Source organism: Mannheimia pernigra (assembly GCF_013377995.1).
Taxonomy (GTDB): domain Bacteria; phylum Pseudomonadota; class Gammaproteobacteria; order Enterobacterales; family Pasteurellaceae; genus Mannheimia; species Mannheimia pernigra.
Map to the genome: position 1 here is coordinate 1,401,077 of NZ_CP055305.1, position 18,378 is coordinate 1,419,454.

Here is an 18,378-nt window from a genome sequence, read left to right on the forward strand (position 1 = left end):
TTTGTCACAGATTTCATACAGAAAAATGATTATGCCTAAATTGAATCAATGTTTAAATCAAAATCGATTTGAAATATTTTTTAGAAATATGACCGCTTGTTTTGCGTGGTTGGTGTTTCTTTTACTTGCTGCAATTATGATTTCGTTATTTATAGAAAGTTGGCCAAGTATCAAAAAGTTTGGTGTGAGTTTTTTATCGGATAGCGAGTGGGACCCAGTGCAGAACCAGTACGGAGCGTTAATGCCTGTTCTCGGTACATTAATCACTTCCTTTTTAGCATTGATGATTGCCGTACCGATTTCATTTGGGATTGCCGTATTTATCAACGAACTTTCGCCACAATGGTTAAAACGCCCGATTGGTACAGCCGTTGAAATGTTAGCCGCTATTCCTTCGATTATTTATGGTATGTGGGGCTTGTTTGTATTCGTCCCGTTATTCCAAGAATATGTTCAACCAACAATGATCGAATGGTTGGGTGATTTGCCTATACTTGAATATGTATTTTCAGGTGCCCCCTTTGGTATTGGCTTATTTACTGCGGGCTTAGTGCTTGCCATTATGATTATTCCGTTCATCGCATCAATGATGCGTGATGTTTTTTCTATTGTGCCGCCTATGTTGAAAGAAAGTGCCTACGGATTAGGCTCAACCCGTTGGGAAGTGCTCTGGAAAGTGGTACTACCTTATACCAAAACAGGGCTTATCGGCAGCATTATGTTAGGGTTCGGACGTGCATTGGGCGAAACAATGGCGGTCACTTTTGTGATTGGTAATGCTTTCCAAATACCCAATTCATTATTCTCGCCTTCGGTGTCTATTGCTTCAGCTATTGCAAATGAATTTAATGAAGCCTCAGGCTTACAAAAATCGGCGTTAATTGAATTAGGTTTAGTTCTTTTCTTTATTACCACCATCGTACTAGCCATTTCTCGCTTAATGATTTTAAGAATGCAGCGTAAGGAAGGAAAATAATGAAAAATTTACAAAACGCTCGTTTTTATAGACGCAAATGTTGTAACAGCATAATGCTAAGTTTAGCCTATATTGCGGTGGCTTTCGGTTTGTTTTGGCTTTGTTGGATTTTATATTCATTAGTTAGTCGAGGAATTCCAGGTCTTTCGCTAGATCTTTTCACACAAATTACCCCAGCACCAAATGAGCAGGGCGGTTTAAGCAATGCGATTTTAGGCTCACTGCTTATTGTAGGAACAGGCACGCTTATCGGTACGCCTATTGGGATTTTAGCCGGCACGTATTTAGCGGAATATGGCAACTATAGCCGTTTGGCGAAAGTCACTCGTTTCCTCAATGATATATTGCTTTCTGCACCGTCAATTATTATCGGCTTGTTTGTGTACACGCTTTATGTGTCAAAAGTAGGGCATTTTTCTGGCTGGGCAGGTTCTTTAGCGTTAGCGTTATTGGTTATTCCCATTGTGGTGAGAACCACAGACAGTATGCTTAACCTTATTCCAAATAACCTGCGTGAAGCGGCAATTGCATTAGGTTGCCCTCAATGGAGAGTGATTGTGATGATTTGTTATCGTGCAGCAAAATCAGGAATTTTAACCGGCGTATTATTAGCGGTTGCTCGTATTTCAGGTGAAACAGCACCATTGCTATTTACTACATTATCTAACCAATTTATGTCTTGGGATATGAATGCACCAATGGCGAATTTACCTGTTGTGATTTATCAATATGCGGCAAGTCCGTTTACAGATTGGAATAATCTTGCGTGGGCAGGAGCGATTTTAATTACCTTATTCGTATTATGTATCAATGTGTTAGCCCGTGTTTTCTTACAACCCAAACAGAAATAATAAGGTGTTTAGAAATGAACATAGAACCAAAAATTTCAGTACAAAATCTTAATTTTTATTATGGCGATTTCCACGCTTTAAAAAATATCAACTTAAATATTGCAAAAAACAAAGTAACCGCATTTATTGGGCCTTCTGGTTGTGGTAAATCCACCTTATTGAGAACTTTTAACCGTATGTTTGAGCTTTACCCAAATCAAAGAGCGGAAGGCGAGATCAATTTAGATGGCGAAAATCTATTAACCACCGAGACAGATATTTCGATTATTCGTGCAAAAGTGGGGATGGTATTCCAAAAACCAACGCCATTTCCTATGTCAATTTATGACAACATCGCCTTTGGCATTCGTTTATTTGAGAAATTATCAAAGCAAGAGATGAATGAGCGAGTAGAATGGGCTCTAACCAAAGCCGCTTTATGGAATGAAGTAAAAAATAAGTTACACCAAAGTGGCGATAGTCTATCGGGTGGACAACAGCAACGTTTATGTATTGCCAGAGCGATTGCTATCAAACCTGATGTTTTATTGTTAGACGAGCCCTGTTCGGCACTAGACCCCATTTCTACAATGAAGATTGAAGTCTTGATTACTGAACTCAAGCAAGATTATACTGTGGCAATGGTAACGCACAATATGCAACAAGCTGCACGTTGTTCCGATTACACCGCATTTATGTACTTGGGCGAGCTAGTGGAATTTGGCGAAACGACACAAATTTTTAGCCAACCCAAAATTTCACGTACGGCAGATTATATTCAGGGCAAAATGGGCTAGTTAATTCAATTAATGCAGTGTTAATACAATTTCACTGCATTTCTTCTATTGGAGTATGGATAATGAGCAGAAGCATTTTAGTGGTAGAGGATGAACGAGGCATTCGTGAGATGATCACTCTTTTTCTAATGCAACATCAATATGATGTGATTGAAGCGGAAGATTATCAAAGTGCAGTAAAAAAACTGGCTGAAAAACCACAATTAGTTTTACTAGATTGGATGTTACCAGGGCGTTCAGGCGTGCAACTCATTGAATATATGAAAAAGCACGAAGACATAGCCCAAATTCCTGTGATTATGCTCACGGCTCGTAGTGCAGAAGAAGATTGTATTACCTGCTTAAACGCTGGAGCAGATGATTATGTTATCAAACCTTTCTCTCCCAAAGTGTTATTGGCTCGGATTGAAGCTGTGTGGCGAAGAATTTACGAGCAAACCGTGCAAATTATTCAAATAGGTGATTTAACGTTAGATGAAAATGCCCAGCGAGTTTTTTATCAATCGGAACAAATCCATTTAAGTTATACTGAATTCAAATTACTCCATTTTTTTATGGCACACCCAGAAAAAGTGTACTCCCGCGAACAGTTATTAAATCGAATTTGGGGCGATGATTTAGATGTAGAAGACAGAACGGTTGATAGTTATATCCGCCGCTTACGCCGTAGCCTTGAGGCTTGCCAATGTGATAGCTATGTGCAAACAGTAAGAGGAAGTGGCTATCGTTTTTCTCAACATATTCAAGGTGAGTGATGAAAAAACTACTTAACTTGTTAGCAGAACTGATTTTAGCGATTACCATCGCTTTTATTTTTAGCTTATTTGGCTTGGATATCAGCACTTGGTTGATTGTTATTTTTGTGGGCTTATTGATATGGCATCACATCACGGAACACCGCTTACTTCAAACCCTCAATCCGAAAAGTAAGAAAGAGCTAGAGCTGATTAATTTAGAAAATTTTTCTCAAACCATTGCTTATTATCGGAATAAAAATAAGAAAGAGAAATTTGAGAATTTACGCCTGCTGTCTAAATTAAATAAAAATATCCAATATTTACCTGATGCGATTATGGTTTCACAAGCAGATGGCGAACTTGTTTGGTGTAATCAAGCCGCTCAAAAAATGTTTGATTTCTATTGGCATAAAAAAACGCAAAAAAATATTCTTAATGTGATTTTTTACAAACAATTTAAGCACTATTTTGCCCAACCTAAAAAAAGCCGACCGCTTGTGTTATTAACGTATAACGAACGTTATATTGAAATTCACATTCATCAATATGACCCAGAAACCTTGCTGATTATCGGGCGTGATATTACAGAAATGATAAAGTTGCTAGGTTCCAGACAAACATTTTTAAGTAATATTAACCACGAATTAAGAACGCCACTCACGGTTTTACAAGGCTATTTAGAAATATTAGCTGATCAACCTATACAAAGTTTGCTACAAGAAAAAGCGATAAAAGCGATGCAAGAGCAGAGCTTGAGAATGACGAATTTATTACAGCAGCTAAATATGCTGGCAAAGATTGAAACTTCATCAAATAAAGATCACCAACTGTTTGATATGTCTGCAATGATTCTTTCACTTAAAAAAGATGCAGAAATTTTAAATACATATTCACATCAAATCAGCTTTGATATTCAGCGAAATGTAGAAATATTCGGTAATGAGCACCAGCTACATAGTGTAGTGTCTAATTTAATTTATAATTCAATTAAACATGCTGGGCAGGCTTGCCATATTGAAATCAGCTGGAAACCTTGCGAGCAAGGTATGAAATTTGAAGTAAAGGACGATGGAATCGGCATTCCTGAAATCCACTTGCCACATTTAACCGAACGTTTTTATCGAGTTGACGAATCCCGAAGTAAAAAGACTGGCGGCAGTGGTTTAGGGCTGGCAATAGTGAAGCACGCATTAGAGCAACACGGCTCAACACTCAACATTATCAGCAAAGAAGGCGAGGGGAGCCGTTTTTCTTTTGTACTGAAATCCGCATAATGCTCCCATAATGGTTAGAAATTATCTTTTTTCTTCCGAAGCGCAATAAATTCTTGTAAATCGACCGCTTGCATAAACGGATTAACTTGCATTTCAAGCCTAATGGTAGTAGGTAGAGTGGGCTTATTTTGAGAACGTAGAATATCAACTTGTTCTTGATATTCTGCGAGAGTGCAACTTGTGGGTAACACAGCTTCGGCAAATTTTAAATTGCTCTTAGTATATTCGTGGGCTGGATAGGCTTTAACCGAGTCAGGCAGATTTTTAAAGCGTTGTAATGCATCAAATTGTGCTTGATAATCGCCCGTGAAAACACGTCCGCAGCCGCCAGAGAATAACGCATCGCCACAAAATAGATAATCATATCCAAATAAATAGCTAATATGCCCTGCGGTATGTCCCGCACTCTCTATAATTTGCACCTCATAACCAAACAATTTTATATGTTGCTCTGGCGAAACAATCATATTGGCAAATTCGGTGGCTTCTTGCGGGCCATAAATAGGTATATTCGGGTATTTCTCAACAATGCCTGCTACACCATCGGTGTGATCATTATGATTATGCGTGAGTAATATAGCGGTCAAATTTAGCGAATTATTTGCAATAAAATCTAAAACAGGCTGATGTTCTGATGGATCAACAATAATCACATTTTGCTCTTTACGAATTGCCCAAATGTAGTTATCGCTTAATGCCGGAATAGGAGTGATCTGGAGCATGGCTTTCTCCTGATAGGGAGTTTAGATAAAAGGGTGGGGCGTTACCAGCAGCTCTCGGCACACAGAAATTTCAACCCAGACTGCTTTCTTCCGAACCTGATCAAGTAAGCTGAACACCGTTGCGAGGAACCAATAACGCCCCATCGGATTACGCTGATTGCGTAAGGCTTGCTATTATAGATAAATTTAAAAATAAGACAAGGTAGAATTTTACAAGCGGTTATTTTCTGGTTGAAATTTGTCAATTTTTGCAAAAATATGACCGCTTATCATCAGTTATGCTTTTAATAACAATGCCACCGCTTCGCAGGCGATTCCCTCGCCACGCCCAGTAAAGCCTAATTTTTCAGTTGTCGTCGCTTTCACATTCACTTGTGCAATATCGCATTTCAAATCATCGGCAATCACTTGACGCATTTTATCAATGTGCGGTCGCATTTTCGGTGCTTGGGCGATAATGGTTACATCCACATTTCCCACCTTGTAGCCTTGTTCTTGTACTTGACGATAGGCTTCAATCAACAAACCTCGACTGTCCGCATTTTTATATTGCATATCGGTATCTGGAAAGAGTTTGCCAATATCGCCTAAGGCGACTGCACCGAGTAACGCATCCGTTAAGGCGTGTAGAGCAACATCGCCATCACTGTGGGCGATAAAGCCTGTATGGTAAGGCACTTCAACGCCTGCAATTATGAGTGGGCGGTCTTCACCGAAAGCGTGAACATCAAAACCGTGTCCGATTCGAATCATCTTATTCTCCAAATTTATAAACTAGGGCTATGTGTGAGATAAAATTCCGCCAAGGCTAAATCTTCAGGGCGGGTAATTTTCAAATTATCGCTTCTGCCAGAAACCAGCTGTGGTGAATAACCAGAAAGTTCCATTGCAGAGGCTTCGTCTGTGACATTTTGTCCTTTTTCAAAGGCGGATTGCAGCGCTTTCTTTAAGCGATCTGCGGGAAAAAATTGCGGTGTGAAAGCTTGCCAAAGGGTTGTTCTATCTTCCGTGTATAGAATCTGCGTGCTGTGAGCTCTTTTGATCGTATCTACCACTGGGGTGGCTAGAATGCCGCCTTGTTGATCTTCAATTTGCAAAATTTTGTCTAAATCTGACCGCTTGAGACAAGGGCGTGCGGCATCGTGAACTAATGCCCACGCGGTTTCATTTTCAATCTGGCAGAGGGCATTGAATACGGAGTTTGCTCGGGTTTCGCCCCCAAAGACGATTTGTACTTTATCTGATTTCAGCAGGGCAATGTTGGCATAGAAAGGATCATCTTTTGCCACCGCTACAATCACTTTGTGAATTTGTGGATGATCAATAAAAAGCGAAACCGTATGCTCTAATACGGTTTTCCCTTTTAATGTTAAATATTGTTTAGGTTTGTCTGCCTGCATTCGGCTACCAATGCCAGAGGCTGGAATAACAGCAATAATTTCTCTCATCATAAACCTATTATTTATTTTACTTTTGGTACAATGCGGTAGAACATTTCATTCTCTTTTACCATTTCACGCTCAAGTCTGGCACGTTCTTCAAGTGCATCTACACCATTTTTTAGATCGTAAATTTCTGCTTCAATGAGTTTATTCCGAGCGGTCAATTTAGCATTTTCTTCTTTTAATTGTGCGACTTCTGCTTGAACATCTTGATAATCCGTCCAGCCGTTTTTGCCAAACCAAAAGCTATATTGGAAAAAAACGAGTAGAAGGGCAAAAAAAATAATCAATAAACGCATTTAGTTCTCTTTGTTTAAACTATAAATACAAGCGGTCTGATTTTACCTTGAATTTGCAAAAAGTCCAACCAAACGCTTGTTTTGAATATGCTTAAGTTAATAGTAAATGTTGATATAACGCAAAAAAACGTTTGAGCAATTTTCAAAAGTTTGAAGTATGTAACATTTTTTCTATTTCATTTCGGTATAATAGGCTGAGTTAAATTTTTATAACTATTATGAGGTAATTACTATGTTAAATCGTATTGAACAAGAACTTGCAGACTTAGGCATTACAAACGTGAAAGAAATTGTGCGTAATCCTAGCTATGAGCAACTATTTCAAGAAGAATTGAACTCAAATCTTCAAGGTTATGAAAAAGGTGTTTTAACAAATTTAGGGGCGGTAGCGGTTGATACTGGTATTTTTACTGGGCGTTCGCCGAAAGATAAATATATTGTGTTAGATGAAATCACAAAAGATACTATTTGGTGGACATCTGAGGCGGCTAAAAATGACAATAAGCCAATGAATCAATCAACGTGGCAAAGTTTAAAAAGTTTAGTGACCGATGAGCTTTCTAACAAACGCTTATTTATTATTGATGCGTTTTGTGGGGCAAGCACTAAACATCGTATTAATGTACGCATTATTACACAAGTAGCGTGGCAGGCACACTTTGTGAAAAATATGTTTATTCGTCCAACGGAAGAAGAATTAAAAGATTTTAAGCCTGATTTTGTTGTCATCAATGGCTCTAAAGTGACCAATCCGAATTGGAAAACACAAGGCTTAAATTCGGAAAACTTTGTGGCGTTTAATATCACAGAAGGTATCCAAATTATTGGTGGTACTTGGTACGGTGGTGAGATGAAAAAAGGTATGTTCTCAATGATGAATTACTTCTTACCACGTAAAGGTGTTGCTTCAATGCACTGTTCGGCAAATGTTGGTGAAGAGGGCGATGTGGCAATATTTTTCGGTTTATCTGGTACAGGTAAAACAACATTATCAACAGACCCAAAACGTAAATTAATTGGTGATGATGAGCACGGTTGGGACGAAAACGGCGTATTCAATTACGAAGGCGGTTGTTATGCGAAAACTATCAATCTGTCTATCGAAAATGAGCCAGATATTTATCGTGCAATTCGCCGTGATGCGTTACTAGAAAATGTGGTTGTGCGTGAAGATGGCGTAATTGATTTTGATGATAAATCGAAAACAGAAAATACGCGTGTAAGTTATCCAATTTATCATATTGATAATATTGTTGTGCCGTCAAAGGCAGGGCACGCCCAAAAAGTGATTTTCTTAACCGCTGATGCATTTGGGGTGTTACCACCTGTATCTAAACTCACGCCAGAGCAAACAAAATACTACTTTTTATCTGGTTTCACTGCAAAATTAGCCGGTACAGAGCGTGGTATTACTGAGCCAACCCCAACATTCTCAGCGTGTTTTGGTGCAGCATTCTTATCGCTTCATCCAACACAATATGCTGAAGTGTTGGTAAAACGAATGGAAGCAGCTGGTGCTGAAGCGTATTTAGTCAATACAGGTTGGAATGGCTCGGGTAAACGCATTTCAATTAAGGATACTCGCGGTATTATTGATGCGATTTTAGATGGTTCAATTGAAAAGGCAGAAATGGGGAAATTGCCAATTTTTGATTTAGCCATTCCAACAGCGTTGTCAGGCGTTGATAGCAATATTTTAGACCCTCGCAATACTTATGAAGATAAGTTACAATGGCAGACCAAAGCGGAGGATTTAGCAGAAAAATTTGTCAAAAACTTCGAAAAATATGCAACTAATGAAGAAGGCAAAGCATTAATTGTAGCAGGTCCAAAATTATAATTTGTAATTAACAGTAATTAGAAACTCAAGGACTAAATCTTTTTAAAGGTTTAGTCTTTTTTTATAAAGGAGTATTTTAGTATGACAACCTTCCAATTAAGGTTAAAATCCAAAGATGAACTGACGCCACACCCAACAACGCAGTATTGGCGAAAATGCCAAGTGGAAGAGCTATTTGATATGCCGTTTATGGATTTAGTATTTAAAGCAGCACAAATCCATCGTGAAAATTTTGATGCTAATGCAATCCAACTTTCTACTTTGCTTTCAATTAAAACAGGTGGTTGTCCAGAAGATTGTGAATATTGCCCACAATCTGCTCGCTATAATACTGGCTTAGAAAAGCAAACTATGTTGGATATTGAAACTATTATTGAAAAAGCCAAAATTGCGAAAGAAAGGGGAGCAAGCCGTTTTTGTATGGGAGCTGCTTGGCGAGGACCAAAACCAAAAGATATTAAAGTGGTGTCTGAAATTGTAAATGCTGTAAAATCATTGGGTTTAGAAACCTGCGGTACTTTTGGGATGCTGGAAGACGGAATGGCGGAAGAATTAAAAGAAGCAGGTTTAGATTATTATAACCATAATTTAGATACCGATCCTGAACGTTATAATCAAATTATTCACACACGCAATCACGAAGATCGTATGGATACCTTAGGTAAAGTACGTAATGCAGGCTTAAAAGTATGTTGTGGGGGGATTGTTGGTATGAATGAAACCCGACCAGAACGAGCAGGGCTGATAGCCAGTCTTGCTAATCTTGAACCACAACCAGAAAGCGTGCCGATTAACCAACTTATCAAAGTAGAAGGAACTCCACTTTCTGATGCACAAGATTTAGATTGGACAGAATTTGTTCGCACAATTGCCGTGGCAAGAATTACTATGCCACATAGTTTTGTCCGACTTTCAGCGGGTCGAACGGCAATGCCTGAGGCAATGCAGGCCCTTTGCTTTATGGCGGGAGCTAATTCTATTTTTTATGGCGATAAATTGCTCACCACAGAAAATCCTGAGGAAGATTCTGATCGTAAATTAATGGAGAAGTTAAATTTATATCCGTTACAGTATGAGCGTAATGATTAACTTATCTTACAAGCGGTCAATTATTCATCATTTTTTGCAAAATACATCTTGTATAGAAGGGGGCTTTCATTTGTGAAGCGCCTTTTTCTGTAAACGTCTTTGCTTAAAAAAATCACTGATCTTTTGGCTACATTCTTTACCGAGCACATTACCCTGCACGTCTAAAAAATGGTTCATTTTATAATCTTCAAACAGGTGATAACGTGAACCTACAGCACCTGTTTTATAATCACTGGCACCAAAAACTAATCGCCCAATTCGGCTATGCAAAATAGCCCCAGCACACATAGGACAAGGCTCAAGCGTAACATATAGCGTGCAATCTAATAAGCGATAATTGTGAATGGCTTGCCCTGCTTGGCGAATAGCTTGCATTTCAGCGTGGGCAGAAGGATCTGAAAGTTGGATGGTTTGATTCCAGCCTTTGCCAATAATATTTTGATTTTTATCCACTAAAACTGCCCCAACGGGAATTTCGCCTTTTGTTTCGGCTAAATCTGCCAAATCTAAAGCATATTGCATAAAGGCGATATCCTGTTCGGAAATATCCGTTGAGCAGGATATTTGATTAGGTTTTATAAACATATTTGCAAAAAAATATAAAAAAAGAACCGCTTGTAAATCGCATTATTTAAATTAAAAAATGCCCCATATTGGGGCATTATCTAATTAGTCACGGCGAGCCCGTTTTTCGTTAAAACGTTTTTCTTTAAAGCCGCCTTTTCTATCCTTATTAAAGCCACTATCACGGCGAGGACCTCGCTCACGGCGATCATCTCTGCTACGTCGGTCAGGATTGCTATTACTTGCACTGTTCGCGGGCCCTAACAGGCTCATTTGCATAGGTTTACTTAACACTCTGGCTTTATGTGTAAAGTGTTGTACTAACTGGTTTGGCATACCTTGTGGTAATTCAATGGTAGAGTAGGTGTCGTATAATTTGATATGACCAATATAACGACTACTGATATCCCCTTCATTTGCAATCGCACCAACAATATGACGTACTTCTACGCCATCTTCACGACCAAGCTCAATACGATATAAATCCATCGCAACATTTGTGCCTTGACGTTCTTCACGGCCATTTCTACGCTCATTTCTGTCATTGCGATCACGCCCACGCCCATTTTCTGAACGAGCGGCACGAATAACAGGATCAGGAGGAAGGATTAATTTTTGTTTTTCTTGCAATAACATCATCATTGCAGCTGCTAATTCTTCGTGATCTTGATCTGCTGTGAATAAGTCTTCTAGTAATTCACGGTATTTTTCTAAATCGTGGTGTTCTAGCTGTTTAGAAATTCGAGCTTTGAATTTCTCACGACGTTTTTCCATTAATGTTTCGTGATTTGGGATCGGTACTTCATTAATTGGTTTTTTGATTAAATGTTCAATATTGCGTAGTAAGCGGCGTTCGCGAGGCTCAACAAATAATAATGCACGACCTGAGCGGCCCGCACGGCCAGTACGACCAATACGGTGAACATAAGACTCTTCTTCAAGCGGAATATCATAGTTTATGACAAGGCTGATACGCTCAATATCAATACCACGAGCTGCAACATCTGTTGCGACTAAAATATCTAAGCGACCTGAACGAAGTTTTTCTAATGTTTGTTCACGAGCTTGTTGGGTCATATCACCATTTAATGCAGCGGTACGATAGCCATTACGTTCACATAGTTCTGTAATATCAATTGTACCTGTTTTGGTGCGAGTAAAGATGATAGCGGCATCAAACTCTTCTACCTCTAAAAAGCGTAATAACGCATCATTTTTACGGAAGCCGTTTACTAACCAATAGCTTTGCTCAATATCTGGTGCAGAGCGTTCTGTAGCCTTAATTTTTACTTCTTGTGGATCATTCATAAAGCGACGAGTAATACGGCGAATTGGCTCAGGCATTGTTGCAGAGAATAATGCAGTTTGATGATTTTCTGGTAGCTCAGCCATAACAGTTTCAACATCGTCAATAAAGCCCATACGAAGCATTTCATCAGCTTCATCTAACACGATAAATTTTAATTCAGATAAATCTAAAGTACCACGACGGATATGGTCAAGAATACGACCTGGTGTACCCACAACGACTTGTGAGCCTTGTTTTAAGGCACGAAGTTGAATGTCATAGCGTTGTCCACCATAGACAGTTACAATACGAACACCTTTCATATTTTTAGAAAATTGTTCACAAGCATCAGCAACTTGGATCGCAAGCTCACGGGTTGGGGCCATTACTAGCATTTGTGGATGGCGTTGAGTTGGGTCTATTTGTGCAAGTAAAGGTAAAGAGAAGGCAGCTGTTTTTCCACTACCTGTTTGAGCCATACCAAGCACATCACGCCCAGCTAATAAATGAGGAATACATTCTTGTTGAATAGGCGATGGGTTTATAAATCCCATATCATTTACAGCATCAAGAATAGGTTGAGGTAAGCCTAAGTCGGCGAAAGTTAAAGATTCAGTTGTCATAAAAAACCATTATTTAGGAAAGCATAATACAGAAAATAAGATTAATTTCTGTATTTGCATTCAATGAAAATTATATTGTTGAAATCTAGGTAGAAAATGAAATAACAAAGCAAGTGGTGCCTTAAAAATCCCCTGAGTATACGTAGCAGTTAATTTTATAAAATTAACCGCTTGTCTGTTCTAATTTTCCCTATTCAACAATGGGCGTTGTTTGAGTCATACCACGAATTTGTGATAGTTCAAACAGGGCAAAACGATACTCAACGAAGTTAAACACTTGATTTGCTAAAGCAAGGCGGAAGAGGCTAACTGCCTCATCTTTATGATCTAATTTGAGTTGTTGTTTTGCTAAATAGAAATACGTTTCTGTTAGTATTTCTGCATATTGTGAGCTATTTTCCTTAGCTTCGGAATCCATTATAGCACGAAGTTGAGTTAAATTTAGCTTACCTAAAAAATAATTTACAATATTTGTTCCCCAATAATCTGGAGAAAGGGCATTAGCTCTCTTTTGTAAATTATTTTTAGCGTCTTCTGGAGTCAATTCTAACTCGTTAAAATAGAGCCATAACACCCGATAAGGATCTTTTTTATCTTCTTCATAAAAACGTAGTAAGTCACGCTGAGCTTCAGAATAGCGGCTGCTATAGTAGAATGCTAACCCACGATTTAGATAAGTATAACTATATTCGTTATCTAACTCTAATACCGCATTAAATGCATCAATAGAGCTGTCATAATCGCCTTCTAAAAGCAGATATAATCCCATATAGTTATAAGCTGCTGCCATTCGTTGATTAATTGAGATAGCTTGAGCAAAATCATAACGGGCTAATGACCATAATCCCAAGCTGTCATAAATCACACCTCTTTCAAAATAAAGGTCTGCTTGTTCAGAGGGCGTTAATTTGGCTTCTTCCAATACCTGACTAAGCCTTACCATCATCGCCTCTTGTTCAAAACGAAATTGTGGATTAAGTTCTGATAATGCTAAATTTTTAATCGAAACTAAATCTGAGTAACGACTAGCACAGCCAGTTAGTATTAAAATAGATACTAAATTAAGTAAAAATAAGCGGATTCGAAACAACTTAAACAGCTGTGCCATTACAGAATATCCTTATTAAGGCGCTAAAAACTGAATAACAGACAAGACAAGTCTGTTATTCACCTTTATATGTAGAGCTAGATATTTTCTTGCTCTGTGGTAACAATATCTTCAGATACAGTTTCTTCCATATTTTTTTCTGAGTTAGTGTTGTTAAGATCTTTCATCGTTAAGCGAATACGTCCTTGACGATCGATTTCTACCACTTTCACCTGTACTTCTTGACCAACTTGTAGGTAATCTGCAACACGCTCTACACGTTCGTTAGTAATTTGTGAAATGTGAACCAATCCCTCTTTACCACCAAGAATTGATACGAATGCACCAAAATCAACCACACGGGTGACTTTACCATTGTAGATTTGGTTTACTTCAACTTCTGCTACGATCTCTTCGATGCGTTCCATTACTGCTTTCGCCGCGTTACCGTCAGTGGCTGCAATTTTCACGGTACCATCATCATCAATATCGATTGAAGTGTTGGTTTCTTCGGTTAAGGCACGGATTGTTGCACCGCCTTTACCAATCACATCTTTGATTTTCTTCGGATCGATCTTCATTGTGTGAATACGTGGTGCATAGTCAGAAATATCTTCTCTAGGTGCAGGGATTGCTTGTTCCATTACTCCTAAAATGTGCATTCTTGCACCTTTTGCTTGGTTTAATGCAATACGCATAATTTCTGGCGTAATACCTTCGATTTTGATGTCCATTTGAAGTGCGGTTACACCAGTACGTGTACCTGCTACTTTAAAGTCCATATCACCTAAGTGGTCTTCATCACCTAAGATATCTGAAAGTACGACAAATTTATCTTCTTCTTTTACAAGTCCCATTGCTATACCTGCAACAGCTGCTTTAATTGGTACGCCCGCATCCATTAATGCTAATGATGCACCACACACAGATGCCATTGAAGAAGAACCATTCGACTCAGTAATTTCCGAGACCACTCGCACAACATACGGAAACTCTTCTGCTGTTGGCATTACCGCTAATACGCCACGTTTCGCTAAGCGACCATGACCGATTTCTCGACGTTTTGGCGATCCGATACGACCAGTTTCACCTACAGAGTATGGAGGGAAATTGTAGTGGAAGAGAAAGCGATCTGATTTTTCGCCAGTAAGCTCATCGATTGTTTGTGCATCACGTTCAGTCCCTAAAGTTGCTACAGCCAATGCTTGAGTTTCACCACGGGTGAACAATGCTGAGCCGTGAGTTCTTGGTAATACACCTGTACAGATGTCTAACGCTCGTACAGTATCTACAGTTCGACCATCAATACGCGGTTCACCTGCGATAATACGGCTACGTACGATTTGGCTTTCTAATTCATTGATAATGTCGTTAATTGCGTTTTCTGAAATTGTTTCATCTGCTGTTGTGATCTGAGCAATAACATCTGCTTTAATTGCATCAATTTGCTCGTAACGAGCTTGTTTTTCAGTAATGCGATAAGCATCACCAATGCGGCCTTCTGCTAACGCTTTTACTTTGTTGATTAAATCGGTATTTGGAGCTGGAGCAGTCCAATCCCAGCGTGGTTTGCCAGCCTCCGCAACGAACGCTTTAATGTTCTCAATCACCACTTGTTGTTGCTGATGACCGAACACTACCGCAGAAAGCATTTGCTCTTCGGTTAGAATATCCGCTTCAGATTCCACCATTAATACAGCTTTATCTGTGCCCGCAACTACCAAATCTAAACGGCTAAGTTTTTGTTCGCTGGTGGTAGGGTTTAATACAAATTGATCGTTAATGAAACCAACACGTGCTGCACCGATAGGACCATTAAATGGCACGCCAGATAAAGATAATGCGGCTGATGCACCGATCATTGCCACTAAATCAGGGCTGATTTGTGGGTTTACTGAGACCACCGTGGCAATTACTTGAATTTCGTTAAAGAAACCTTCAGGGAATAATGGGCGAACAGGGCGATCGATTAGGCGAGCAGTTAATGTTTCACCCTCAGATGGACGCCCTTCACGCTTGAAGAAACCGCCTGGAATTCGGCCCGCTGCATAAGTACGTTCTTGATAATCAACGGTTAATGGGAAGAAATCTTGACCTTCTTTCACCTCTTTTTTCGCCACAACAGTGACAAAAACGGTTGTGTCATCCATACTTGCCATTACGGCTGCGGTTGCTTGGCGTGCGATTGCACCCGTTTCTAAGGTTACGGTATGTTGGCCGTATTTAAATTGTTTAACAATTGGAGTCATTCTGTTTTCCTTTTAAAGAATTACTATTATATTTTTTGTTTTATTTCTTTAAATTGCGACTAACAAAAAAACTCTTAGACGAAAAGAATTTTTGGTAGCCGCCTCTCAATATGAAAAATAAAACTTGCCTATTGTACAGAAGTTTTCATAAAAAATCGCCTGTTTTTTGCTTATGCAAGCGGTTATTTCTTGATTGTTTTTTGCAAAATAATCATCAAAGATGACCGCTTGTGTTTCAAGCTAGACTAAAATGGTTAAATCGTAGAAAATAGCCTCCATTTATCCAGAGAATAAAATTAGAAATGACCGCAGAAATCAATTACGAAGGCATTGAGCAAATGCCTATCAAGCGTTTTACTGAAGACGCTTACCTAAATTATTCAATGTATGTGATTATGGATAGAGCATTGCCTTTTATTGGTGATGGTCTAAAACCCGTACAACGACGTATTATTTATGCAATGTCCGAGCTGGGCTTAAATGCTTCGGCAAAATATAAAAAGTCGGCTCGTACGGTGGGTGATGTATTGGGGAAATTCCATCCACATGGCGACAGTGCTTGTTATGAGGCGATGGTGCTAATGGCTCAGCCTTTCTCTTATCGCTACCCACTTGTTGATGGGCAAGGAAACTGGGGAGCTCCAGACGATCCAAAATCATTCGCAGCAATGCGTTATACTGAATCCAAACTCTCTAAGTTTGCTGAAATTTTATTAGGCGAATTAGGGCAGGGAATGGAGGATTATCAGCCTAATTTTGATGGCTCGTTAGAAGAGCCAAAATATTTGCCTGCACGTTTACCGCACATTTTGCTTAATGGCACAATGGGCATTGCGGTAGGTATGGCAACCGATATTCCTCCGCACAATATTAACGAATTGGCTGATGCCAGCGTGATGTTATTAGATAATCCAAAAGCCACTCTAGATGATCTTTTAACCGTAGTGCAAGGCCCTGATTACCCAACCGAGGCAGAAATTATCACGCCAAAAGCGGAAATCGCCAAAATGTACGAGCTCGGGCGTGGTTCGATCAAAATGCGAGCGATATGGAGAAAGGAAGAGGGTGAAATTGTGATTTCAGCTTTGCCACATCAGGCTTCCCCATCAAAAATCATTGAACAAATTGCCAGCCAAATGCGTAATAAAAAATTGCCGATGGTAGATGATATTCGTGATGAATCTGACCACGAAAACCCGATTCGGATTGTGATTGTGCCACGCTCAAATCGTATTGATTTTGAGGCGTTGATGGATCACTTATTTGCTACTACCGATCTGGAAAAAAGCTATCGTGTGAATATGAATATGATCGGTTTAGATGGCAAACCTGCGGTAAAAAATCTGCTGACGGTTTTAACTGAATGGCTGACCTTTCGCCGTAGCACCGTTACTCGCCGACTCAATTACAAATTAGACAAGATTTTAAACCGCTTGCATATTTTAGACGGTTTGATGGTTGCCTTTTTAAATATTGATGAAGTGATTGAGATTATTCGTAATGAAGAGGCGCCGAAAGCGGAATTAATGGCTCGCTTTAACTTAAGCGATATTCAAGCCGAAGCGATTTTGAATTTACGCTTACGTCATTTGGCGAAGTTGGAAGAGCATCAACTACAAGCAGAAAAATTGGCACTTGAAAAAGAGCGTGATGAATTACAGTTAATTTTAGGCTCAGAACGCCGTTTAAATAGCTTAGTCAAAAAAGAGATTCAAGCAGACGCTAAAACATTTGCCAGCCCACGTCGTTCACCATTGGTTGAACGTGCAGAATCAAGAGCGATTGCAGAAAGTGATTTAACCCCAGCTGAAGATATTACGGTGATTCTGTCTGAAAAAGGCTGGGTACGTTGTGCGAAAGGGCACGATATTGATGTACAAGCATTAAGCTACCGTGCTGGTGATAGCTATCTTGCCCACGCACGAGGCAGAAGCAATCAACCAGTGGTGTTCCTTGATAGCACAGGACGAGCTTATGCGTTAGATCCAACTTCACTGCCGTCTGCTCGCTCGCAAGGCGAACCTCTAACGGGTAAAATTACCTTACCTGAAGGAGCAAGCGTTCAACAAGTATTAATGGCAAATTCAGACAACAAAGTGCTAATGGCATCGAATTCAGGCTACGGTTTTATCTGCTCATTTGAAGATTTAGTTTCTCGTAACAAGGCTGGGAAAGCGGTCATTTCTTTAACAGAAAATGCAAAAGTGTTACCGCCGCAGTTGTTGGAAAATGATGACAATTTATCGCTCGTGGCAATGAGCAATGTGGGCAGAATGTTGGTGTTCCCTGTAAGCGAGTTGCCTGAATTATCGAAAGGAAAGGGGAATAAAATCATTAATATTTCTGCAGCTGCTGCAAAATCAGGTGATGAATACTTAGCTCGATTATTGGTAATCAAACCGACAAATTCCCTGGTCTTTGTTTCAGGCAAACGCAAAATCACGTTGAAGCCGAGCGACATCGACAACTACCGCGGCGAACGAGCAAGAAAAGGCTCGCAGCTAGTGAGAGGACTGAGCACCAACTCAACGGTGGAGGTTGTGGAGTAGCTTCTACAAAGC

Annotated in this window: 16 protein-coding genes and 1 other RNA gene; 8 read left to right on the forward strand and 9 right to left on the reverse strand. The window is 39.5% G+C overall.

The features are described 5' to 3' along the window. The first annotated feature begins 31 nt into the window (after nt 1-31). The 5 genes from pstC (at nt 32) to phoR (ending at nt 4,614) form a co-directional block, all read left to right on the forward strand. A complete protein-coding gene (gene pstC / locus HV560_RS06785) occupies nt 32-976 on the forward strand; it encodes a phosphate ABC transporter permease subunit PstC (RefSeq protein WP_176812845.1) in 945 nt (314 codons plus the stop codon). Next, nucleotides 976-1,827: a phosphate ABC transporter permease PstA gene (gene pstA / locus HV560_RS06790; RefSeq protein WP_176812478.1), complete on the forward strand. Its 852-nt coding sequence runs from the start codon at nt 976-978 to the stop codon at nt 1,825-1,827. The genes pstC and pstA overlap by 1 nt, the downstream gene beginning before the upstream one ends. Nucleotides 1,828-1,841: 14 nt before the next feature. Beyond that, nucleotides 1,842-2,603 carry a phosphate ABC transporter ATP-binding protein PstB gene (pstB, locus tag HV560_RS06795; RefSeq protein WP_176812479.1) on the forward strand — a complete coding sequence of 254 codons (762 nt, stop codon included), beginning with the start codon at nt 1,842-1,844 and terminating at the stop codon, nt 2,601-2,603. A 62-nt stretch (nt 2,604-2,665) separates the two neighbouring features. Continuing rightward, nucleotides 2,666-3,358, forward strand: a complete 693-nt coding sequence (gene phoB, locus HV560_RS06800; RefSeq protein ID WP_176809885.1) for a phosphate regulon transcriptional regulator PhoB — start codon at nt 2,666-2,668, stop codon at nt 3,356-3,358. Beyond that, complete coding sequence (gene phoR, locus HV560_RS06805) at nt 3,358-4,614, forward strand: phosphate regulon sensor histidine kinase PhoR (RefSeq protein WP_176808331.1); 1,257 nt, start codon at nt 3,358-3,360, stop codon at nt 4,612-4,614. Before phoB ends, phoR begins: the two co-directional genes overlap by 1 nt. 14 nt (nt 4,615-4,628) lie before the next feature. Here phoR and gloB read toward each other — a convergent pair whose 3' ends face one another. The 5 genes from gloB to ftsB form a co-directional block, all read right to left on the reverse strand. Further along, nucleotides 4,629-5,336: a hydroxyacylglutathione hydrolase gene (gene gloB / locus HV560_RS06810; RefSeq protein WP_176812480.1), complete on the reverse strand. Its 708-nt coding sequence runs from the start codon at nt 5,334-5,336 to the stop codon at nt 4,629-4,631. 38 nt (nt 5,337-5,374) lie between these two features. Continuing rightward, nucleotides 5,375-5,472: signal recognition particle sRNA small type (ffs, locus tag HV560_RS06815), an RNA gene on the reverse strand. 140 nt (nt 5,473-5,612) lie between these two features. Then, nucleotides 5,613-6,089: a 2-C-methyl-D-erythritol 2,4-cyclodiphosphate synthase gene (ispF, locus tag HV560_RS06820; RefSeq protein WP_159629670.1), complete on the reverse strand. Its 477-nt coding sequence runs from the start codon at nt 6,087-6,089 to the stop codon at nt 5,613-5,615. 14 nt (nt 6,090-6,103) lie between these two features. Then, nucleotides 6,104-6,787, reverse strand: a complete 684-nt coding sequence (ispD, locus tag HV560_RS06825) for a 2-C-methyl-D-erythritol 4-phosphate cytidylyltransferase (RefSeq protein ID WP_176812481.1) — start codon at nt 6,785-6,787, stop codon at nt 6,104-6,106. Nucleotides 6,788-6,798: 11 nt separating this feature from the next. After that, complete coding sequence (ftsB, locus tag HV560_RS06830) at nt 6,799-7,077, reverse strand: cell division protein FtsB (RefSeq protein WP_159629674.1); 279 nt, start codon at nt 7,075-7,077, stop codon at nt 6,799-6,801. 232 nt (nt 7,078-7,309) lie between these two features. On the opposite strand from ftsB, the gene pckA reads away from it, so the two are divergent. Continuing rightward, nucleotides 7,310-8,917, forward strand: a complete 1,608-nt coding sequence (gene pckA / locus HV560_RS06835) for a phosphoenolpyruvate carboxykinase (ATP) (RefSeq protein WP_420371374.1) — start codon at nt 7,310-7,312, stop codon at nt 8,915-8,917. An 81-nt stretch (nt 8,918-8,998) separates the two neighbouring features. Further along, complete coding sequence (gene bioB / locus HV560_RS06840) at nt 8,999-10,006, forward strand: biotin synthase BioB (protein ID WP_176812482.1); 1,008 nt, start codon at nt 8,999-9,001, stop codon at nt 10,004-10,006. Between the two features lie 66 nt (nt 10,007-10,072). Here the strand turns inward: bioB and tadA are convergent, their stop codons facing one another. From tadA to pnp, 4 genes are all read right to left on the reverse strand, one after another. Further along, the gene (gene tadA / locus HV560_RS06845; protein WP_176812483.1) at nt 10,073-10,591 is read right to left on the reverse strand and encodes a tRNA adenosine(34) deaminase TadA; all 519 of its coding nucleotides are present in this window, start codon (nt 10,589-10,591) and stop codon (nt 10,073-10,075) included. An 84-nt stretch (nt 10,592-10,675) separates the two neighbouring features. Further along, on the reverse strand, nt 10,676-12,481 hold the full coding sequence (locus HV560_RS06850) for a DEAD/DEAH box helicase (RefSeq protein WP_176812484.1): 1,806 nt from the start codon (nt 12,479-12,481) through the stop codon (nt 10,676-10,678). Nucleotides 12,482-12,671: 190 nt separating this feature from the next. Continuing rightward, nucleotides 12,672-13,589, reverse strand: a complete 918-nt coding sequence (gene nlpI, locus HV560_RS06855) for a lipoprotein NlpI (RefSeq protein WP_176812485.1) — start codon at nt 13,587-13,589, stop codon at nt 12,672-12,674. A gap of 77 nt (nt 13,590-13,666) precedes the next feature. Beyond that, the gene (gene pnp, locus HV560_RS06860) at nt 13,667-15,817 is read right to left on the reverse strand and encodes a polyribonucleotide nucleotidyltransferase (protein ID WP_176812486.1); all 2,151 of its coding nucleotides are present in this window, start codon (nt 15,815-15,817) and stop codon (nt 13,667-13,669) included. Nucleotides 15,818-16,119: 302 nt separating this feature from the next. On the opposite strand from pnp, the gene parC reads away from it, so the two are divergent. Then, nucleotides 16,120-18,366 carry a DNA topoisomerase IV subunit A gene (gene parC / locus HV560_RS06865; protein ID WP_176812487.1) on the forward strand — a complete coding sequence of 749 codons (2,247 nt, stop codon included), beginning with the start codon at nt 16,120-16,122 and terminating at the stop codon, nt 18,364-18,366. Nucleotides 18,367-18,378: the final 12 nt, after the last annotated feature.